Raw genomic sequence first — 20,853 nt, 5'->3', positions numbered from 1 at the left:
CAGTGACCTGCGTCGGAATGTTGCAGTGCAAGGGCACGACGATACTGCGGCACGGCAGGGGGCGCAATAAAAACAAATAGGGTGTGTCCCTAAATAATAAATATCAAGTGGTTGATGTAAATATAAAGGGACGCATTAAAAACATATTTAAATCAAAGGATTGATGAAAGGTGTCAATTCTCCGTAGTGGATTCCACTATGTTTTTAGGTGGAAAGCACGGAATGCGTCCCTATAATTTTGTGGCGAATTCACGGCACGACAGCGCATGGGTGCACACGTATGGTGCAGGCAGCGCGTCATGTTGCATCGCGGAAAAAGGAAGAGCCGGGAAACTCAGGTGCCGGGGGTGCCGTTGGGTTCGATGCCGGCTTGGGGTTCGACGGGTTTCTTGCGCGGCCGGCCCCGCTGGCCGGGAGCCACGCGGCGGCTGGCGGTATGGGCCAGGCTGGCAATGAACGCGGGCCCGCCCAAGGCCCACTGGCCCGACACGGCCTGGTCGATGCGTTGGCTTTGTTCGCGCGACAGCCCTTCTTGCAGGCGGCGGCGATAGTTGGCCTGGCGATCGAATGGCGTATTGCCGCACGCCCAGTAATCGGCGTGGTCGGACTGCCATGGCGATGGCGGGGCGGCCGCCGCCGTGTTGCCGGTGTGGCTGCCGGCCGATGACCAGGGCCAGGAATCGGGGTCGTGCGCGCTGCCGCTACGCACCGGATAGGTTTCCAGCCAGACCAGCGCGGGCAGCACCCATACGCCGGGTTCGAGCAGGGCCGACCGGTAGCGCCCGGCAAACACACGGCCGCCGCGCAGGCGGGCGGCCAGGTTGCGGCCCAGCGTCTGCATCAGGCGCGGCAGGCCTTCTTCGTCGGCAGGGGTGGCCAGCAGCAGGATGCGGTCGTTGGCCAGCACCCAGCCGTGCACCGCGACGCGGTGCCGCTGGGCGGAATCACCCAGCCAGGTGGCCAGTTGATTCAGGACGTCTTGCGGCGCCGGCTGCGATGGCGCGGCCAGCGGCTGGACGAAATTGGCCTGCACCAGTTGGGGCAGCCCGGGGGCGTACAAACGGGGCAGACGGGCCATAGGGTCGGGGGGGCGTGCGCAGCCCAAAGAACGTTAGGGTCGATCAACTATATATAAATAGTGCCATAACCGTCGAGGGGTCAAGCCTTCCAGACAAACATTTGCACAAAGCCTGTGCGGGCCGGCCTGCTCATGCAGGTTAACATCGGGCGTTGAAACGCAGTAGCCGTAGATATCCTGGGAGCCTCGCATGAAGACAAAAGCCGCCGTCGCCTGGAAAGCCGGTGCCCCGCTTACCATCGAAGAAGTCGACCTGGACGGGCCGCGCGCTGGCGAGGTGCTGATCGAGGTGAAGGCCACCGGCATCTGCCACACCGATTACTACACTCTGTCGGGCGCCGACCCGGAAGGCCTGTTCCCGGCCATCCTGGGGCACGAGGGCGCGGGCATCGTGGTCGATGTGGGGCCGGGCGTTACGTCCCTGAAAAAAGGCGACCATGCCATTCCGCTGTATACGCCCGAATGCCGCCAGTGCAAGTTCTGCCTGTCGCGCAAGACCAACCTGTGCCAGGCCATCCGCACCACCCAGGGCAAGGGCCTGATGCCGGACGCCACCTCGCGCTTCTCGCTGGACGGCAAGCCGCTGTTCCACTACATGGGCACGTCCACCTTTGCCAACCACATCGTGGTGCCCGAGATCGCCGTGGCCAAGGTGCGTGAAGACGCGCCGTTCGACAAGATCTGCTATATCGGCTGCGGCGTCACCACGGGCGTGGGCGCGGTCGTGTACACCGCCAAAGTCGAGGCGGGCGCCAACGTGGTGGTGTTCGGCCTGGGCGGCATCGGCCTGAACGTGATCCAGGGCGCCAAGATGGTGGGGGCAGACAAGATCATCGGCGTGGACCTGAACCCCGAACGCGAGGCCATGGCCCGCAAGTTCGGCATGACCCATTTCATCAACCCCAAAGACGTCGAGAACGTCGTCGACGAAATCGTCCAGCTGACGGACGGTGGCGCCGACTACTCGTTCGAGTGCATCGGCAATACCAAGGTGATGCGCCAGGCGCTGGAATGCTGCCACAAGGGCTGGGGCCAGTCGATCATCATCGGCGTGGCCGAGGCCGGTGCCGAGATCAGCACCCGTCCGTTCCAGTTGGTGACCGGACGCCAATGGAAAGGCTCGGCCTTCGGTGGCGCGCGCGGCCGTACCGACGTGCCCAAGATCGTCGACTGGTACATGGAAGGCAAGATCAATATCGACGACCTGATCACCCACACCCTGCCGCTGGAACGCATTAATGAAGGCTTCGACCTGATGAAGCGGGGCGAATCCATCCGTTCAGTGGTGCTGTACTGAGCGCTCCATCTCGTCAGCAAGGAAACATGGGCCATGGCAGATCTCGAACTGATTTCGCAGCATCGCTGTTTCGGCGGCTGGCAGCGCTACTATCGCCACGCCTCGGCGCAGATCGGCCTGCCCATGCGGTTCTCGGTGTACATCCCGCCGCAGGCCGAACAAGGCCAGGGCCGCGTGCCGGTCTTGTTCTACCTGGCGGGCCTGACCTGCACCGAAGAAACCTTCATGATCAAGGGCGGCGCGCAGCGGTTGGCCGCCGAACATGGGCTGATGCTGGTGGCGCCTGACACCAGCCCGCGCGGGGCGGGTATTGCCGGCGAAGACCAGGACTGGGATTTCGGCACCGGCGCGGGCTTCTACCTGGATGCCACCGCCGAGCCGTGGCGCGCCCACTACCGCATGGAAAGCTACGTGGCCGACGAGCTGTACGGCATCGCCACCAGCCAATTGCCTGGCGATCCGCAGCGCACCGGGATCTTTGGCCATTCCATGGGCGGGCATGGCGCCCTGGTACTGGCGCTGCGCCATCCGCAGCGGTTCCGGTCCGTATCGGCCTTTGCACCCATCGCGGCGCCCACGCGCTGCCCCTGGGGGCACAAGGCGTTCAGCGGCTACCTGGGGCCCGACACTGAAGCGTGGAAGGCCTACGACGCCAGCGAGATCATGACGCGCGCCAGCCGGCCGTTTCCGCGCGGCATCCTGGTCGACCAGGGCCTGGCCGACGGATTCCTGGCCGAGCAGCTGTACCCCGACGTGTTCGAACAGGCCTGCCTGCAGGCCAACCAGCCCCTGACACTGCGCCGCCACGCCGACTACGACCACGGCTACTACTTCATTTCGACCTTCATGCAGGACCATCTTCGCTTTCACGCCGACCAATATATATAGATATGTAGCGCCGCCCTGGCTGCCGCGGTCACCCGGCCGGCGCTTGCGCCCTTGAGGATTGCCTAGTGATCAATGGTTTTGCCCCTTTCATCTGGATGGCCCTGGCGGCCCTGATCGTGCTGCTGCCTGGCCTGGTGCTGCTGTGTGGCCGCGGCGGGCCGCGCGATGCCAGCGGGCGCAGGGCGTTCCGGCTGCGGCCTGTGCGACGCCTGTGCGGTGTCCTGCTGGTTGCCCTGGCGGGCGTGTCGGCCATGCTGGCGCTGACCCTGGTGCAGTTCGTGCGCCTGACCACCGATGTGCCCGTGGCCAGCGTGCAGATCCACGAACAGGCCCCAGGGCAGTTCCTGCTGACCGCACAGGCGCCTTTGGGGGCGACGCCGCGCATCTACCCCCTATCCGGCGACCAATGGCAGATCGATGCCAAGGTGGTGCGTTGGCGCCTGCCGGCCTTGCTGGCCGGGGTGCCACCGCTGTATGCGTTCGAGCGCATAGCCGGGCGCTACAGCGACGTGGCGCGCGAACAGAGCGAACCGCGCACCGTGCACGCGCTGTCCGACTGGCCGGTGCCCGACCTGGCGACCCTGAAGCGCGTTTTTCCCAATTGGCTGCCGTTTGTCGACGTGCAGTACGGCAGTGCCGCCTACATGCCGATGGTGGACGGCGCGCGCTACCGCGTATTCATGGACGCGCGCGGCGCCGTCGTCATCCGCCCCGACGGGCAGGCTACCGAAGAGGCCTTGCGCCGCCTGGGCTGGTAGGGGGCTGGTTGCGTCAACCGTCGTCGAAATCGCCTGTGCCCAGCTTGATGGGGCCGTCCGAGGGCACCCATTGCGCCTTCTTCGCAAGCGCCTGGATTTTTTCCCGGGCCTGCTCGAAGGCGCGTAGCAATTCGCTGCCGCTGTCATCGGCGGCGCCAAAATAGCGGCGCAAGGCATCTCCTGAAATTTCAAACGGCCGGGTAACGCCATCGGTCTCCAACTCGAAGAAGACGTCATCACCCTGCGCGCGGGCGTGGGTAGTTTTGGCGAATGCACTCATGCAGGCTCCTTGCGTGGTGGGCGCGCGGCAGGCGCCGCCCGGCCCGGAACCGAAGGCGCGGCAAGCGGCGTGCCGGGCGGTACAAATAAGGGACGGCCCAGGCCCGCAGCGGGAACTCCGCCGCATTGCAGCAGTCGAATTAGCACTCGTACATAGAGAGTGCTAACATCAATCTGATATCGTCGTCCCTCTTATCCTGGAGACCGCAGCCATGAAACAACCCAGCAGCTCGTTGGCCCTGTCCGGCAACGCCCTGGCGTTGGCCATCGCCAATCCAGGCTCGCTCGGTACCATTGAAGCCTACATTTCGGCCGTCAACCGCCTGCCGGTACTGACCGCCGAACGCGAAACCGAACTGGGCCGCCGCCTGCGCGACCGCGATGACCTCGACGCCGCCCGTGAACTGGTGCTGTCGCACCTGCGCCTGGTGGTATCGGTGGCGCGCCAATACCTGGGCTATGGCCTGCCGCACGCCGACCTTATCCAGGAAGGCAACGTCGGCCTGATGAAGGCCGTCAAGCGCTTCGACCCGGAACGTGGCGTGCGCCTGGTGTCGTTTGCCGTGCACTGGATCAAGGCCGAAATCCACGAATTCATCATCCGCAACTGGCGCATGGTCAAGGTGGCCACCACCAAGGCGCAGCGCAAGCTGTTCTTCAACCTGCGCAGCATGCGGCCCGACGGCCAGACGCTCGATCCCGATCAGGTAGACCACATCGCCCAGGAACTGAACGTCCGGCGCGAAGATGTCAGCGAAATGGAAGTGCGCCTGTCCGGCCGCGACCTGTCGCTGGAAAAACAGGATGACGACGACGAGTCCTATGCTCCCATCGCCTACCTGTCCGACGAAGGCCGCCAGGAACCCACCCGGGTGCTCGACCGTCGCGACCACGACGAACTGCAAGGGGCCGGCCTGGGCCATGCCCTGCAGGCGCTCGACCCCCGTTCGCGCCGCATTATCGAAGCCCGCTGGCTGCAAGACGACGGCGGCATCACGCTGCAGGAACTGGCACAAGAATTCGGCGTGTCGGCCGAACGCATTCGCCAGATCGAGTCTGCAGCCCTGAAGAAGATGCGCGGCACGCTGGCGCCCGCCTGAAGCCTGGCGGCGCCCGGCGGCGCAGAAACAATCTGATTCAAATTCGTGCCGCCCAATTTCATGGCCCTGGAAACTTAATCCTTATCCAGGCGCCTAAATCTCTGTAGACCGCATTACCGGTACCCGGTACAGCAGTCTTGTCATCCGTTTCGGCTTCTCCTCTTTCCCCTCCCCTATGAAACGGATGCTTGCGGGGCACCTAGCATATCGGTGCCCCATTTTTTTTGCCTGGCCACAAAGGCCCTTGCTTCAGGCCGCCAGCACGTCGCGCCACGCGGCGGTGTCGATGCGCCGCACGCCGGTAGCCAGCGAACCATCGCGATACAGCTTCAGCCAACGGTAGCCCGGCGTGGCATCGTCCAGCACATGCCGGCCATCGCGTATGGCGAACTGGAAGCAGGTCGATGGCGTGGCCAGCATGCGCAGGTGATGGCGCCGGCGGTCGAACGCCTGGTGCACATGGCCCCACAGCAGTACGCGCGTGCGTGGCAGGGTGGCCAGTTGCTGGAACAGGGCCTGGGCGTTGTCGACCATCATGCTGTCGTGCCACTTGCTGTCCATTTGCACCGGGTTGTGGTGCAGGGCCACCAATATGTGGCGATCGCCCGCCAGGGCTGCGGCGCGTTCCAGCAGGTCGAACTGCGCGTCGTCGATATGGCCGCCGTCAGAGCCCGGTACGGTGGAGTCCAGCAGGATGATGCGCCAGGCGCCGATGTCGGTCACCGGCTGCGTCCACAGGCCCAGGGCATGGCGCAGGGCATGGGGCTCGTCGTGGTTGCCAGGCAGGCAGCGCACGGGCCAGTCAGTCTGTTCCAGCAGGTCTCGCAGCCGTTGATAGGCAGCCGGCGAGCCGTCTTGCGACAGGTCGCCGGTGGCCAGCAGCAGGTCGGGCCGGTGGCCATTGGCGCGCACCAGGTCCAGCACGGTGCGCAGGCTGGCATCGGTATTGACCTGGCACACCACGCTCTCTGGCTCGGCCAGCAGATGCGTGTCGGTGAGCTGCACCACCAGGATGGGGGCGTCGGCGCGGCCGGCGCTGGAAGTCGAGGCCGGCAAGGCGCTCTCCTGCGTATCAGAAACGTGAGTACCTTACCGAAAAAGCGCGGGCGCCGGATACGGCGTACGCGGCGACGCGTAACGAAACGTGGACGTCGCGGCCCGGCGGCAAAAAAAGCTATTCTTGTCGTTCCGTACGATACGTGCATTATCCGGCCGCGCTTCATGGATATTGGTTTCATTGTGTTCGGCCTGTCTGGCCTGTTGACGCTGGTGTGCTTCATGCCGCCCTTGGCCGGACGCGTCAAGCTGCCGTATTCGGTGCTGCTGGCCATTGTGGGCTGCCTGTTGGGCATAGGCCTGCACCTGCACGGCTGGGCGCCCCCGGTGCTGGGCGACCTGTTCGACACCATCGAGCGTTTCGAGATTTCGTCGGAAACCTTCCTGATGGTGTTCCTGCCCGTGCTGCTGTTCGAGACAGCATTGGCCATGAACGTGCGGCGCTTGATGGACGACATCGGCCCCATCTTGATGATGGCGATCGTGGCGGTGGTGGTGTGCACGGTGGTGGTTGGTTTCGCGGTCAACGCCGTGTCTTCCTATGGGTTGGTGGCCTGCCTGCTGCTGGGCGCCATCGTGGCCACCACCGATCCGGTGGCCGTGGTGGGCATCTTTCGCGAGGTGGGCGCGCCCAAGCGCCTGACCACTCTGGTCGAAGGCGAAAGCCTGTTCAACGATGCCGCGTCGATCGCCCTGTATTCGGTGCTGCTGGCCGTGCTGGGCGGCAAGGGCACCCTGTCGGTAGGCGGCGTGTTCAACGACTTCGTCTTCCACTTCGTGGGCGGTGGCATTGCCGGCTTTGTCATGGGGCGCGGCGCGTGCTTCCTGTTTGCCTGGCTGCGCGGGTTTCCCACCGCCGAAATCACGCTGACCCTGACGCTGGCATACCTGTCTTTCTTTATCTCGGAACACTACCTGGGCGTATCGGGCGTGGTGGCCACGGTGGTGGCCGGCCTGGTGGTGGGTTCGACCGGGCGCACTCGCATGTCGCCGGTCACGTTCGAGCACCTGGCCAGTTCGTGGGAACAATTCGGCTTCTGGGCCAATTCGCTGATCTTCCTGTTCGCGGCCATGCTGATCCCCAAGCTGATGGCGGCGGCCGATCCGGAAGAAATGTTGTTGGTGATCGTGGTGTTCGTGGTGACGCTGGCCGCGCGCGCCATTGTGGTGTTCGGCCTGCTGCCGCTCTTGGGCTTGACGCCGCTGGGCACCAAGGTCAGCACGCCCTACAAAACGGTGATGCTGTGGGGCGGCCTGCGCGGCGCCGTGTCGCTGGCGCTGGCGCTGGCCGTTACCGAACAAGATGCGGTGCCTGAAGAGGCGCGTCAGTTCATCGCCGTGGTAACCACGGGCTTCGTGCTGGTTACGCTGTTCGTCAACGGCATCACCCTGCGCCCGCTTATCCGCATGCTGGGACTGAACCAGTTGTCGCCCGTGGAGCGCACGATACGCAACCAGGCGCTGGTGGTGGCCCTGGAAGACCTGCAGGACAAGACCGACGAGGTCGCCAAGACCGACCACATCAGTCCCGAGGCCAGCGAGCGCATCCATGCCGTGTTCGATGCCAGCCTGGCCAGCGTGCACGATGGTCAGCTCAGCCAGATGACCGATGAGCAGCGCGTGGCGGTGGGCCTGGCCATCGTGGCGCAGCGCGAGCAGGAAATGCTGTTCGATGTCTTGAAGGCGCAGATCGTCGACTGGCGCATGGCCGAATCGCTGCTGGCGCGCTCCGAGCGCCTGGAAGACGCGGTGCGCACCGGCGGGCTGGAAGGCTTCGAGCGCGGCATCGAGGCCGACGTGCGCTATTCAACTGCATTTCGCCTGGCGCTGCGCACGCATTACATGTTCGGCTTCCAGGGCTGGATGGCGCGCGAGCTGGGGCAGCGCTTCGCCAACCTGATGACCAAGCGGTCGGTGGCGCAGCGCCTGATCGTATTCGCGCGCGAACAGATCGCGCCCCTGCTGGGCGAAGCGGCGGCCCAGCAGATCATGGCCGCGCACCAGCGCCGCCTGGACCTGATCGAGCACGCCCTGCAGGCGCTCAACCTGCAGTACCCGTCGTACGCCCTGTGGCTGCAGGAAAGCCACCTGGGCCGCACTGCGCGCGAGCTCGAGCGCATTCGCTATCACGACATGCTTGAGCAATTCCTGATCAGCGGCGAGGTCTATGCCGACCTGATGAGCCAGTTGAAAAGCCGCTGGCGCCACATCGACCGGCATCCCCCCCTGGACATGGAACTGGGGGCGGCTGAACTGATCACCCGTGTGCCCCTGTTCGAAGGCCTGAGCCCCGACTCATTGCGCGCCATCAGCAAGCTGCTCAAGCCGCGCCTGGCGCTGCCCGACCAGCCCGTGCTGACGGGCGGGCGGCACGGGCTGGAAATGTGTTTCGTGGCTTCCGGCGCGGTATCGGTCGAACTGCCCGATGGCACGGCCATCGAACTGGGTAGCGGCGAGTTCTTTGGCGAACTGGCGCTGCTGGGCGAGCAGCAGATCAATCCTGACGTGCATTCGCTGGGCTACAGCAAGCTGTTGATGCTGTCGCTGCGCGACTTCGAGGCGCTGCTGGCGCGCGATCCCAACCTGCGCGAACGCATCCAGGTAGTGGCCAAGCAGCGCTTGCGCGCCATCGAGGTATGGAAGCAGTTTTCCCAGACCGGCACCACGACCCCGCCGGCACCCGCCAACCCATTGCCGCCGACCACCCCGCCGGCGCCGGCCGACGCCTGAAGATGGCACAAGGGCGGCAGGGCCAGGCCCTGCCTAAGTCGTTTCCCGCTGCACCAGGCTGAAGCCCAGGTCTACATGCGGCTGGGCCGGTGGCTGCCCGGTCAATTGCTGCAACAGCAATGCTGCCGCCGTCAGGCCGATTTGATAGCGCGGCGTGGCGATGGTGGACAAGGGCGGCGTGGTCCAGGCCGTGCCGGCGAAATCGTGGAATCCGACCAGCCCCATGCGCGCCGGTACCTCGATGCCGCGCCGGGCGCACTGGAATACCGCGCCTTGCGCCAGGTCGTCGTTGCAGAAAAACAGCCCGTCGCAATCGGGGTGGGTATCCAGTACCTGGTCCAGCAGTTCCGCGCCCAGGCCGATGGACGATTTCTGGGGCGTCATGATTTCCAGCGCCGGATCGTACAGGCCCGCCTCGCGCAGCGCCTTGCGCGCGCCCTCGCAGCGCCGCAGCGAACGCGGGTCGAGCTGGGCGCCCACGATACCGATGCGCCGGTAGCCGCGCTGGATCAGGTGGCGGCAGGCGGCCAGGCCCGAGTCGAACTGCGAGAAGCCCACGCTCAGGTCGCCGGACTGGGCGGGCAGTGTCTCGATGGTGTGCACCGCGGGTATGGCTGCCGAACGCAGCAATTGCCACACCCCAGGCGTATGGTCGACACCGGTCAGGATGACCCCATCGGGCGAGTGCTGCAGGTAAGTACGCAACTGGGTTTCTTCGGCATCCAGCGAATAACCCGTCACGCCCACCAGCATGTGATAGCCGTGCGCATCCAGGGTTTCCTTGATGCCGGCGATGATGTCCACGAAGACCACATTGCTCAGCGATGGGATAAGCGCCACCACGATGCGCGAGCGCGACGAGGCCAGGGCGCTGGCGGCGTGGTTGGGTACGTAGCCCAGTTCCTGGCAGATGCGCAGGATGCGTTCGCGCAGCGCCGGGGCCACCTTGTCGGGCACCCGCAAGGCGCGCGACACGGTAATGGCGCTGATGCCCGCACGGCGCGCCACCTGTTGCATGGTGACGCGGCCATCGCGGGTGCTGCGGGGCTTGCGTGCCGACATGTCGGGGTCCGTGTCAGGAAAAGTGCGTAGTCTGCCGGAAGGGCTTTACAGTCGCCATATGTTAGCGCTAACATCGCCCAACATTTGAAAAATATCAATCGGAGACAACCCATGCCGCCTGCTTCCCGGCACCGGGCCCGTGGCGTGCGCACGTGGCTGGCGCGCACTGCCGATGCCTGCAGCCGACTGCAGACCTGGCTGATGGTGGCCTGCCTGGCCGCCATGGTCGTGCTGCTGTTCGGCAATGTCGCCTTGCGCTACCTGTTCAATTCCGGCATCAACGTGTCCGACGAGTTGTCGCGGCTGGCCTTTGTGTGGCTGATCTTCCTGGGTGCCGTCCTGGCGCTGCGCGAGCACCAGCACATCGGCGTCACGATGCTGGTGCAGCGTTTTGGGCCGGGGGCTCGCAAGCTCACCCACATTGCCTGCCAGTTGCTGACCCTGTGGGTGCTGTGGCTGATGGCCGACGGAAGCTGGAAACAGACCGTCATCGGCATGGATACCCGCCTGCCGGTCACCGGCCTGCCCATGGCCGTGTTCGATGCGGCCGTACTGTACGCCGCCGTGGCGATGGGGTTGATCGTGCTGGTCGACCTGGCCCGGATCCTGGCCGGCGGCGAACCGCCCCTGGATGCCAGTCCCGAAGACCCGCTCGCCTGAGCGCCGCCCCGACTCTACGCACGCCTTACCATGACACTGACCCTATTCCTGGCCGTGCTGCTGGGGCTGATCGCCCTGGGCATGCCGATCGCGTTCGCGCTGCTGCTCAGCGCGGTCGCCCTGATGTTCCAGTTGAATTTCTTCGATTCGCAGATCCTGGCGCAGAACATGCTGTCGGGCGCCAACAGCTTCACGCTGATGGCCGTGCCGCTGTTCATGCTGGCTGGCGAAGTGATGAACGCCGGCGGCATATCGCGCCGCATCGTCAACCTGGCCGGCATGTTCGTGGGCCACATCCGGGGCGGCCTGGGTTATGTGGCCATCTTCGCCAGCGTGCTGCTGGCCGCGTTGTCGGGCTCGGCGGTGGCCGACGCGGCCGCGCTGGGCACGCTGCTGATCCCCATGCTGCGCGACAAGGGCTACAGCGCGGAACAGGCCTCGGGCCTGATCGCCGCCGGCGGCATCGTCGCGCCCATCATCCCGCCATCGATCTCGTTCATCATCTTCGGCGTGGCCACCAATGTGTCCATTACCAAACTGTTCTTCGCCGGTATCGCGCCGGGCCTGCTGATGGGGCTGACCCTGGTTGCCGTCTGGACCTGGGTGGCGCGCCGGCACGGCGCCCTGGCGCCCACGCCGCGCGAGTCCTGGGGGGCACGCCTGCGTGCGTTGCGGCAGGCCATATGGGCGCTGATGCTGCCCGTGATCATCATCGGCGGCTTGCGCGGCGGCGTCTTCACGCCCACCGAGGCTGCCGTGGTGGCCGCCGTGTATGCGCTGGTGGTCAGCCTGTTCATCTACCGCGAGATCACCGTGCGCGATCTCGGCCGCCTGTTCATCAGCGCCGCGCGCACCACGGCCGTAGTGATGTTCCTGGTGGCCGCGGCCATGGTGTCGTCGTACATGATCACCCTGGCCGACATGCCCCAGGACCTGATCACGCTGCTCGATCCGGTACTCGATCAGCCCAAGATGCTGATGTTCTACCTGATGGTGCTGCTGACCCTGGTCGGCACCGTGATGGACCTGACCCCCACCATCCTGATCCTGGCGCCGGTACTGATGCCGGTGATCACCAAGGCGGGGATCGATCCCGTCTACTTCGGCGTGATGTTCGTCATGGTGGGCTGCGTGGGCCTGCTGACCCCGCCCGTCGGCACCGTGCTGAACGTGGTGTGCGGCGTGGCGCGCATCAATATGGAAACCATCTGCCGGGGCGTGTGGCGCTATGTGGCCGCCTATACCGCCCTGATCGTCATTCTGGTGATCTTCCCGGAGCTGATCACCGTACCCGCGCGCTGGCTTTACTAGAACGGCAACGACCGCCGCCAGCGCTATTGAGCAACCAAAGGAGGAGCATCATGTACAAGACTTGCAAGCACACCCTATTGGCCCTGGCGATGGCCGCGTCCTGCGTGGCCGCCGGTGTGGCCGGTGCGCAGGACATCAAGCCGCGGCTCATCCGCTTCGGCTATGGCCTGAACGACGATAGCGTCCAGGGCCGCGCCGCGCGGCAATTGGCGCAAGAGCTCGAAAAGCTCAGCGGCGGCAAGATGAAGATGAAGACGTTCGGCTCGGCCAGCCTGGGCTCGGACGAACAGATGCAAAGCGCGCTGGCGGGCGGCGTGCAGGAAATGATGGTGGGTTCGACCGCGCCGCTGGCCACCATGGTCAAGGAATTCGGCGTGTTCGACTTGCCGTTCCTGTTCAACAGCGACCAGGAAGCCGATGCCGTGCTGGACGGCCAGCTAGGCGAACGCCTGCTGAAGAAGCTGGAGACCAAGGGCCTGGTGGGCCTGGTGTACTGGGAAAACGGCTTTCGCAACCTGACCAATTCCAAGCACCCCGTGGTCAAGGCCGAAGACCTGGAAGGCATCAAGCTGCGCGTGATGCAGAACCAGGTGGCCCTGGGGGTGTTCAACGCCCTGGGCGCCAATGCCGTGCCCATGCCGTTCTCGGAATTGTTTACCGCCCTGGAGACCCGTACGGTGGATGGCCAGGAAAATCCCGTGACCACCATACAAAGCAGTAAATTCTATGAAGTGCAGCCGTACCTGACCATGACGCGCCACGTGTACACCCCATGGGTGGTGCTGGCGTCCAAGAAATGGTGGGACACGCTCTCGCCCGACGAGCAGAAGCTGATCCGCCAGGCCGCCGTGGCTTCGCGCGATTTCGAACGCAAGGATAGCCGCGCCGATTCCAAGAAGGCGATGGATACCCTGAAAGAGCACGGCATGAAGATCAATGTCGTGTCCGATGAGGAAATCGCCCGCATGCGGCAGAAGGTGCAGCCCGTGGTGGACAAGTACACCCAGGAACTGGGCCCTGAGCTGGTCAAGGAACTGCAAGACGAAATCCAGAAAGCGCGCGGCTGATGCGCGCGTCGTGCCGGGCCCGCATGGGCCCGGCTTCATCGCTTACCGTTGCATCGTAGATTCGCCATGCCCCAGACGCCCCGCAAGCTGCGCAGCCAGAAATGGTTCGACGACCCCTCCCACGCCGACATGACCGCGATCTATGTCGAGCGCTACTTGAATTCCGGCATTACGCGCGGCGAGCTGCAATCGGGCCGGCCGATCATCGGCATCGCCCAGACCGGCAGTGACCTGACGCCCTGCAACCGGCACCACCTGCAATTGGCGGACCGCATCAAGGCCGGCATACGCGATGCGGGCGGCATTCCCATGGAGTTCCCGGTGCATCCGCTGGCCGAGCAGGGGCGCCGGCCCACCGCCGCCCTGGACCGCAACCTGGCCTACCTGGGGCTGGTCGAGATCCTGCACGGCTATCCGCTGGATGGCGTGGTGCTGACCACGGGGTGCGACAAGACCACGCCGGCGTGCCTGATGGCCGCCGCCACGGTCGATATTCCCGCCATCGTGCTGTCGGGCGGCCCCATGCTGGACGGCTGGCACGAAGGCAAGCGGGTGGGGTCGGGTACGGTGATCTGGCACGCACGCAACCTGATGGCCGCCGGCAAGATCGATTACGAAGGCTTCATGACGCTGGCCACGGCCTCGTCGCCATCCGTGGGGCACTGCAACACCATGGGCACGGCCTTGTCGATGAACTCGCTGGCCGAGGCCCTGGGCATGTCGCTGCCGGGCTGCGCCAGCATCCCCGCCCCATACCGGGAACGCGGGCAGATGGCTTACGCCACCGGCATGCGCATCTGTGACATGGTGCGGGAAGACCTGCGCCCGTCGCATATCCTGACCCGCCAGGCGTTCGAGAACGCCATCGTGGTGGCCTCGGCGCTGGGGGCCTCGAGCAACTGCCCGCCCCACCTGATCGCCATTGCCCGCCACGCTGGCGTCGATTTGTCGCTGGCGGACTGGCAGCGGCTGGGGGAAGACATTCCCCTGCTGGTGAACTGCGTGCCGGCCGGCGAATACCTGGGAGAAAGCTTCCACCGCGCAGGCGGCGTGCCCGCCGTGCTGCACGAACTGCAGGCGGCAGGGCGGCTGCATGGCGGCTGCCTGACGGTATCGGGCCGCACCGTGAACGATATCGCGGCGGCCTCGGCGGCGCACGACCGCGATGTGATCCGCGCCTATCAGGCGCCGCTGCTGCATCGCGCCGGATTCATCGTGTTGTCGGGCAACTTCTTCGACAGCGCCATCATGAAGATGTCGGTGGTGGGCGAGGCATTCCGGCGTTCATACCTGGAATCGCCCGGCGACGAGAATGCCTTCGAGGCGCGCGCCATCGTTTTTGACGGCCCCGAGGACTACCATGCCCGCATCGAAGACCCGGCGCTGAATATCGATGAGCATTGCATCCTGGTGATCCGGGGCTGCGGCGACGTGGGCTATCCGGGCAGCGCCGAGGTGGTGAACATGGCGCCGCCCGCGCACCTGATCAAGCGCGGCGTGGATTCCTTGCCCTGCCTGGGCGATGGGCGCCAGAGCGGCACCTCGGCCAGCCCGTCTATCTTGAACATGTCGCCCGAAGCCGCGGTGGGTGGCGGCCTGGGCCTGTTGCAGACCAACGATCGCCTGCGTGTCGACCTGAACCAGCGCTCGGTCACCCTGCTGGTGGATGCCGGCGAGATGGCGCGGCGCAAGGCCAATGCAAAGCCCTTGCCGATTCCGCCGTCGCAGACGCCCTGGCAAGAAATCTACCGGCAACTGGTGGGGCAGTTGTCCACGGGCGGTTGCCTGGAGCCGGCCACGCTGTATCTGCGGGTGGTCGAGACGCGGGGCGACCCGCGCCATTCGCACTGAGCCGCGCGGATATGGCCGGATGCGGCCAGGTGTCAGGCACCTGCGGAGCCTGACACCTGCTGCTGTTGGCCACCTGCCGGACTGCTGCGCCGCTAGATTTCCCCGTGCGCGCGCCGCTGCATGATGTCTTCCAGGATCACCAGCGAGGCTTCCACGGTGAATTCGCCGTCGGCAATGTGGCGCACGGCTTCACTCACGGCGACGTGCGCGATTTCCATGACTTCGCCATCGCGGTTGGCCGGCTGGGTGCCGGCCGGCAGCACGCAGGTGCTGGTCAGCAAGTCTTCGACCTGGTAGCCCTCGGGCAGCCGGCGGTGCATGCGCAGGATCGTGCGCAGCGGCGAGCGGCCGGCCAGCGGGGCGGGGTCCAGCCCGGCTTCTTCGGCGCATTCGCGCAGCAGCGCCTGCTCAAGGTCTTCCTGGCTGCTGACCAACCCGCCCACCAAGGTGTCCCACATGCCGGGATCGGTGGATTTGCTCAGTGCCCGCCGGGCAATCCACAAGCGGCCGTCGGGGGTCCAGGCGTTCAGGTGCACCGCCCGCGTCAACAGCCCCAGCGGCCGCATGGCGGCGCGCTCGATGACGCCCAGGCATTCTTCGGCGGCCGTCACATCCAGCAATTCATCGCGCCAGCCGCGCAGGCAATCGGCCGCGCGCAGCGCCTGCGCGACGTCGGCCAGCAATGCGGTCAGGTCCGGCCCGGCTTCGAGCCCGCTGCCTATGCGCAAGGCATCGGCTTGCACGCGCACCCGCGCCAGGCGGCCCAGGGCATCGCAAGCAGCATGCGTGGCCCAGCCGCAGCAACGGTCGGCGATATACAGCGGTCGGGCCAGCTCGGGTGGATGTTCTTGTACGCGCGCGGCCAATTGCGTGTATAGCGCGGCCAGGCGCGCCGGATCGTCGTGGGGTGGGCTTTTCGGCATGGCGCAGATTTTAGTGTAGGCTCGACAAGGCGGCTCCAAATGGGGGCATCCAGGCATGATTCAAGAGCCCTAAATTACATCGGGTTGCGCGTCCGCTATAATTCTGCGGTTTCTTTGTGATTCGAGTGGGGCAGACCGGCTGTTGTCAGCGTGGGCTCGTACCTGCCGTCTAATAAATTGCGTGTATTCCGTGCCTGAACCAAGGGGCGCGGGAACGCCCGCGCCGTGTTTCGAGGTAAGCATGAAGAAGTGGAGAGGGATACTGGGCGCCTGTGCATTGCTTTCGGGCAGTGTCGTCAACGCGCAGGTACAAGACATGCCCGGCGGCCCGAGAGTCAACCAGCTCAACCTGCACGAAGGCGTGACCCAGATCGCGCAAGACGTCATGTGGCTGCATTGGCTGTTGCTGATCATCTGTGGCGTGATCTTCATCGGCGTGTTCGGCGTGATGTTCTATTCCATCTGGGCGCACCGGAAGTCGCGCGGGCACAAGGCCGCCACTTTCCATGAGCACCTGGGCGTGGAAGTCGCCTGGACCGTCATCCCCTTCATCATCGTCATCGCCATGGCGCTGCCGGCCACCAAGACCGTGGTCGCCATGAAAGACACCTCCAGCGCCGACCTTACCGTGAAGGTCACTGGCTACCAATGGAAGTGGGGCTACGAATACATCGACGGCCCAGCCACCGGCGTCAAGTTCCTGTCCACGCTGGCTACGCCGCGCGCCCAGATCGAAGGCCGCGAGCCCAAGGGCGAGTTCTACCTGATGGAAGTCGACAACCACCTGGTGGTGCCGGTTGATCAGAAAGTGCGCATCGTGCTGACCGCCGCCGACGTCATCCACTCGTGGATGGTGCCCGACTTCGGCGTCAAGCAAGACGCCATCCCCGGTTTCCTGCGCGACACCTGGTTCCGTGCCCAGAAGCCCGGTATCTACCGCGGCCAGTGCGCCGAACTGTGCGGCAAAGACCACGCCTTCATGCCCATCGTGGTCGAGGTCAAGTCGCAAGAAGACTACGGCAAGTGGGCCGAAGAGCAGAAAAAGAAGCTGGCGGCCAACGCCGACGATCCCAACAAAGAATGGACCAAGGAAGAGCTGATCGCCCGTGGCGAGAAAGTCTTCGGCGCCAACTGCGTGGCCTGTCACCAGGCCAACGGCAAGGGCGTGCCCGGTTCCTTCCCCGCGCTCGACGGCGACAAGACCGTCCTGGGCCCGAAAGATGCGCAAATCAAGACCGTGCTGCATGGCCGTCCCGGTACGGCCATGGCGCCCTTCGCGGACCAGCTCAACGATGTCGAAGTCGCCGCGGTCATTACCTATACGCGCAATGCCTGGAGCAATGCGGGCAAGGGTGAAGATCCCGTGGTGCAGCCCAAGGACGTCGTGGCCGCGCGCTGATCGCGCGGCCCCGTTCCCCTGTTAGCAGAACCCGTCAAGAGACACCTGCCGGCCTCCTGGACCGAGACCGGCAATCAGCAGGAAGGAGTCCATCATGAGCAGCGCCACTGTAGACCACGTGTCGCCCGGCCACAGTCACGGTCACGACCACGATGACCACCACGCCATGCCTACCGGCTGGCGTCGTTGGCTATTCGCCACGAACCACAAAGACATCGGGACGATGTATCTCATCTTCTCGTTCGTCATGCTGCTTGAAGGCGGCACGCTGGCCTTGTTGCTGCGTACCGAGCTGTTCGAGCCCGGCCTGCAGTTCTTCCAGCCCGAACTGTTCAACCAGTTCACCACCATGCACGGCCTGATCATGGTGTTCGGCGCCATCATGCCGTCGTTCGTGGGCTTCGCCAACTGGATGATCCCGATGCAGATCGGCGCATCCGACATGGCGTTTGCGCGCATGAACAACTTCAGCTTCTGGCTGCTGCCGGTGGCCGCCATCATGCTGACCGCGTCGTTCTTCGTGCCCGGCGGCGCCACCGCCGCGGGCTGGACGCTGTACGCGCCCCTGTCGGGCCAGATGGGCCCCGGCATGGACCTGGCCATCTTCGCCATCCACATCATGGGCGCCTCGTCCATCATGGGCGCCATCAACGTCATCGTCACCATCCTGAACATGCGCGCGCCCGGCATGACCCTGATGAAGATGCCGTTGTTCTGCTGGACCTGGCTGATCACCGCCTTCCTGCTGATCGCCGTGATGCCCGTGCTGGCCGCCGCCATCACCATGGTGCTGACCGACCGCCACTTCGGTACCGGCTTCTTCAACGCCGCCGCCGGCGGCGACCCGGTGCTGTACCAGCACGTGTTCTGGTTCTTCGGGCACCCCGAGGTCTACATCATGATCCTGCCGGCCTTCGGCATTGTGTCGGCCATCGTGCCCGCCTTTGCCCGCAAGAAGCTGTTCGGCTATGCATCCATGGTGTATGCCACCTCGGCCATCGCCGTGCTGTCGTTCATCGTGTGGGCGCACCACATGTTCACCACCGGCATGCCGGTCACCGGCCAGCTGTACTTCATGTACGCCACCATGCTGATCTCCATCCCCACCGGGGTGAAGGTGTTCAACTGGATCGCCACCATGTGGCGCGGCTCGATGACCTTCGAAACCCCCATGCTGTTCTCGGTGGGCTTCATCTTCGTATTCACCATGGGCGGCTTCACCGGCCTGATCCTGTCGGTGGCCCCGATCGACATCCAGGTGCACGACACCTACTACGTGGTGGCGCACTTCCACTACGTGCTGGTGGCCGGCTCGCTGTTCGCCCTGTTTGCCGGCGCCTACTACTGGGTGCCCAAGTGGACGGGCCGCATGTACAACGAGAAGCTGGGCAAGCTGCACTTCTGGTCGACGCTGATCTCGTTCAACATCACGTTCTTCCCGATGCACTTCCTGGGCCTGGCCGGCATGCCGCGCCGCTATGCCGACTACGCCGCGCAGTTCACCACTTTCCACCAGATCGCGACCATAGGCGCGTTCTGGTTCGGCCTGTCGCAGCTGATTTTCCTGTGGGCCATCCTGCGCTGCTACCGCGGCAAGGGCGAAGTGGCTTCGGCCAAACCCTGGGAAGGCGCTGAAGGCCTGGAATGGACCGTGCCTTCGCCCGCGCCGTTCCACACCTTCATCACGCCCCCGGAAGTGAAGTAAGCGATAAACGGAAGGTAAAGTAAGCTAGTCATGACCCCTGAACAACGCCGCCGCAACAAGACTGTCGGGCTGATCCTGTTGGCAATCGTCATTGCCGTGTTCGCCTGGACGTTCTTTCGCGGCTCGGCCATCATGACCGGTACGGCCGTCAAGTAGGGGCACATGACACACGACATCCGCGACGCCTCGCGCCGCAAGCTGAATTTCCTGCAGACGCTCAAGGCGGTGCTGTGGGGCATGTTCGGCGTGCGCCGGGGTGCGGGCTACGAAGAAGATGGCAGCAAGCTCAACCCCGTGCACCTGATCGTGGCGGGCCTGCTGGCCGGAGTGATATTTGTGCTGGTGCTGGTCGTCATCGTGCGCTGGGCCGTTGCCAGCCTGACGTAAGCAGCAAGCATTTCAACAAATCAGTACCAGGGAGAAGACCATGAGTGCAAGCCACTCGGTTCAAGGTAAAGAGGCACCGTACTACTACGTACCGGCGGATTCGGGCCATCCCGTGCGCAACGCCCTGGCCCTGCTGGCCATGGGCATCGGCGCGGCCGCCTGGGTCAACGATGTCAGCTGGGGCAAGTGGCTGGTGCTGGCCGGCGTCATCGGCCTGGTCACCGTGCTGTATTTCTGGTTCGGCGACGCCATCCATGAATCCGAGAGCGGCCTGAACAGCAAGCGCATCGACCTGTCGTACCGCTGGGGCATGAGCTGGTTCATCTTCTCGGAAGTCATGTTCTTCGCCGGCTTCTTCGGCGCGCTGTGGTATGTGCGCACCATCACCACGCCGTGGCTGTCCGATTTCGACCACCGCATGTTGCTGTGGCCCGACTTCCAGGGAACCTGGCCCAACTTCGGCCCGGCCGGCATCGTCGAGCACTTCCAGACGGTCGGCCCGTTCTGGCTGCCCACCATCAACACCGCGCTGCTGCTGAGCTCGGGCGTGACGCTGACCATTGCCCACCACGCGCTGCGCGAGAACCACCGCGGCAAGACCAAGCTCTGGCTGCTGGCCACGGTGATCCTGGGCTTCGTGTTCGTGGCCTGTCAGGCCTACGAATACCACCACGCCATCACCGAGCTGAACCTGAAATTCAACTCGGGCGTGTACGGTTCGCTGTTCTACATGCTTACCGGCTTCCACGGCTTTCACGTCATCATGGGTGCCACCATGCTGACGGTCATCCTGATCCGCCTGATGCGGGGCCACTTCACCGCCGAGCACCATTTCGGTTTCGAGGGCGCGGCCTGGTACTGGCACTTTGTCGACGTCGTCTGGCTGGGCCTGTACCTGTTCGTGTACTGGTTCTAGGAAGTAGTCCCCCCGAAGCGCTGCGCGCTACCCCCCAGGGGGCGACGCTGCGGACCGGCAAAGCCGGATCCGCGCGTCCCCGCTTCGGGCAGGCCGGTGCGCTAAATGCCCCCGCGAGGGGGCATCGCACGCTGGCAGGGCCGCTGGCTTGGCCTGCGAAAAACCGGAACCGGCCGATCCGGTTCCTATCTAATGCCTGTACTTTCTATCCAGCCCAGGTGATGGGCCAGCAGAACGAACAGGAACAGGGCTACCGATAGCCCGATACGCACGGTCAGTGCGTTGACCGTCCGGTTGGTGGTGCCCTTGTCCCTCATCAGGTAGACCAGGGCTGATGCCAGGCTGGCCAAGATACCGATGAAAGCCAGGGCGACGATTACGCGCAT

At 64.8% G+C, this 20,853-nt stretch carries 20 protein-coding genes; 14 read left to right on the top strand and 6 right to left on the bottom strand.

Features of this window, described 5'->3' with window-relative positions:
- Positions 1-334 precede the first annotated feature (334 nt).
- Entirely contained in the window at positions 335-1,078 is a 744-nt protein-coding gene (locus tag KW845_RS18410) for a hypothetical protein (RefSeq protein WP_218370782.1), read from the bottom strand.
- A 190-nt stretch (positions 1,079-1,268) separates the two neighbouring features.
- Between KW845_RS18410 and KW845_RS18405 the strand changes: the two genes are divergently transcribed.
- The 3 genes from KW845_RS18405 (at position 1,269) to KW845_RS18395 (ending at position 4,021) form a co-directional block, all read left to right on the top strand.
- Positions 1,269-2,375 (top strand): S-(hydroxymethyl)glutathione dehydrogenase/class III alcohol dehydrogenase, encoded by a 1,107-nt coding sequence (locus KW845_RS18405; protein WP_218370781.1) that lies wholly within the window; start codon positions 1,269-1,271, stop codon positions 2,373-2,375.
- 33 nt (positions 2,376-2,408) lie between these two features.
- Positions 2,409-3,263 (top strand): S-formylglutathione hydrolase, encoded by an 855-nt coding sequence (fghA, locus tag KW845_RS18400; RefSeq protein WP_218370780.1) that lies wholly within the window; start codon positions 2,409-2,411, stop codon positions 3,261-3,263.
- A gap of 65 nt (positions 3,264-3,328) precedes the next feature.
- Positions 3,329-4,021, top strand: a complete 693-nt coding sequence (locus KW845_RS18395; protein ID WP_218370779.1) for a hypothetical protein — start codon at positions 3,329-3,331, stop codon at positions 4,019-4,021.
- 13 nt (positions 4,022-4,034) lie between these two features.
- On the opposite strand, the gene KW845_RS18390 is transcribed toward KW845_RS18395, so the two are convergent.
- Positions 4,035-4,301 carry a DUF1488 family protein gene (locus tag KW845_RS18390; protein ID WP_218370778.1) on the bottom strand — a complete coding sequence of 89 codons (267 nt, stop codon included), beginning with the start codon at positions 4,299-4,301 and terminating at the stop codon, positions 4,035-4,037.
- Between the two features lie 211 nt (positions 4,302-4,512).
- Between KW845_RS18390 and rpoH the strand changes: the two genes are divergently transcribed.
- Positions 4,513-5,400: an RNA polymerase sigma factor RpoH gene (gene rpoH / locus KW845_RS18385; protein ID WP_218370777.1), complete on the top strand. Its 888-nt coding sequence runs from the start codon at positions 4,513-4,515 to the stop codon at positions 5,398-5,400.
- Between the two features lie 249 nt (positions 5,401-5,649).
- Here the strand turns inward: rpoH and KW845_RS18380 are convergent, their stop codons facing one another.
- A complete protein-coding gene (locus KW845_RS18380; protein ID WP_218370776.1) occupies positions 5,650-6,456 on the bottom strand; it encodes a phosphodiesterase in 807 nt (268 codons plus the stop codon).
- 165 nt (positions 6,457-6,621) lie between these two features.
- Between KW845_RS18380 and KW845_RS18375 the strand changes: the two genes are divergently transcribed.
- Entirely contained in the window at positions 6,622-9,186 is a 2,565-nt protein-coding gene (locus KW845_RS18375; protein WP_218370775.1) for a cation:proton antiporter, read from the top strand.
- A 33-nt stretch (positions 9,187-9,219) separates the two neighbouring features.
- On the opposite strand, the gene KW845_RS18370 is transcribed toward KW845_RS18375, so the two are convergent.
- Complete coding sequence (locus KW845_RS18370) at positions 9,220-10,248, bottom strand: LacI family DNA-binding transcriptional regulator (protein WP_218370774.1); 1,029 nt, start codon at positions 10,246-10,248, stop codon at positions 9,220-9,222.
- 201 nt (positions 10,249-10,449) lie between these two features.
- On the opposite strand from KW845_RS18370, the gene KW845_RS18365 reads away from it, so the two are divergent.
- From KW845_RS18365 to KW845_RS18350, 4 genes are all read left to right on the top strand, one after another.
- On the top strand, positions 10,450-10,908 hold the full coding sequence (locus tag KW845_RS18365) for a TRAP transporter small permease (protein ID WP_370628273.1): 459 nt from the start codon (positions 10,450-10,452) through the stop codon (positions 10,906-10,908).
- Positions 10,909-10,938: 30 nt separating this feature from the next.
- On the top strand, positions 10,939-12,219 hold the full coding sequence (locus KW845_RS18360) for a TRAP transporter large permease (protein WP_218370772.1): 1,281 nt from the start codon (positions 10,939-10,941) through the stop codon (positions 12,217-12,219).
- A gap of 50 nt (positions 12,220-12,269) precedes the next feature.
- Complete coding sequence (locus tag KW845_RS18355) at positions 12,270-13,286, top strand: TRAP transporter substrate-binding protein (protein WP_218370771.1); 1,017 nt, start codon at positions 12,270-12,272, stop codon at positions 13,284-13,286.
- A gap of 66 nt (positions 13,287-13,352) precedes the next feature.
- Complete coding sequence (locus tag KW845_RS18350) at positions 13,353-15,137, top strand: IlvD/Edd family dehydratase (RefSeq protein WP_218370770.1); 1,785 nt, start codon at positions 13,353-13,355, stop codon at positions 15,135-15,137.
- A 92-nt stretch (positions 15,138-15,229) separates the two neighbouring features.
- Here the strand turns inward: KW845_RS18350 and KW845_RS18345 are convergent, their stop codons facing one another.
- A complete protein-coding gene (locus KW845_RS18345; protein ID WP_218370769.1) occupies positions 15,230-16,060 on the bottom strand; it encodes an NUDIX hydrolase family protein in 831 nt (276 codons plus the stop codon).
- Between the two features lie 241 nt (positions 16,061-16,301).
- Between KW845_RS18345 and coxB the strand changes: the two genes are divergently transcribed.
- The 5 genes from coxB to KW845_RS18320 all read left to right on the top strand — a co-directional run bounded on the left by coxB (position 16,302) and on the right by KW845_RS18320 (position 20,467).
- Complete coding sequence (gene coxB, locus KW845_RS18340) at positions 16,302-17,459, top strand: cytochrome c oxidase subunit II (RefSeq protein ID WP_218370768.1); 1,158 nt, start codon at positions 16,302-16,304, stop codon at positions 17,457-17,459.
- 94 nt (positions 17,460-17,553) lie between these two features.
- On the top strand, positions 17,554-19,164 hold the full coding sequence (gene ctaD, locus KW845_RS18335; protein ID WP_218370767.1) for a cytochrome c oxidase subunit I: 1,611 nt from the start codon (positions 17,554-17,556) through the stop codon (positions 19,162-19,164).
- A 30-nt stretch (positions 19,165-19,194) separates the two neighbouring features.
- Positions 19,195-19,320: a cytochrome oxidase small assembly protein gene (locus KW845_RS18330; RefSeq protein WP_218370766.1), complete on the top strand. Its 126-nt coding sequence runs from the start codon at positions 19,195-19,197 to the stop codon at positions 19,318-19,320.
- 6 nt (positions 19,321-19,326) lie between these two features.
- Positions 19,327-19,551 (top strand): DUF2970 domain-containing protein, encoded by a 225-nt coding sequence (locus tag KW845_RS18325; RefSeq protein WP_218370765.1) that lies wholly within the window; start codon positions 19,327-19,329, stop codon positions 19,549-19,551.
- 40 nt (positions 19,552-19,591) lie between these two features.
- Entirely contained in the window at positions 19,592-20,467 is an 876-nt protein-coding gene (locus KW845_RS18320; protein WP_218370764.1) for a cytochrome c oxidase subunit 3, read from the top strand.
- Positions 20,468-20,652: 185 nt separating this feature from the next.
- Here KW845_RS18320 and KW845_RS18315 read toward each other — a convergent pair whose 3' ends face one another.
- The gene (locus KW845_RS18315; RefSeq protein WP_209155309.1) at positions 20,653-20,853 is read right to left on the bottom strand and encodes a twin transmembrane helix small protein; all 201 of its coding nucleotides are present in this window, start codon (positions 20,851-20,853) and stop codon (positions 20,653-20,655) included.

Origin of the sequence: Bordetella sp. BOR01 (assembly GCF_019218885.1) — a bacterium.
GTDB lineage: Bacteria > Pseudomonadota > Gammaproteobacteria > Burkholderiales > Burkholderiaceae_B > Bordetella_A.
This window is presented reverse-complemented; position numbering and strand designations above follow the sequence as displayed.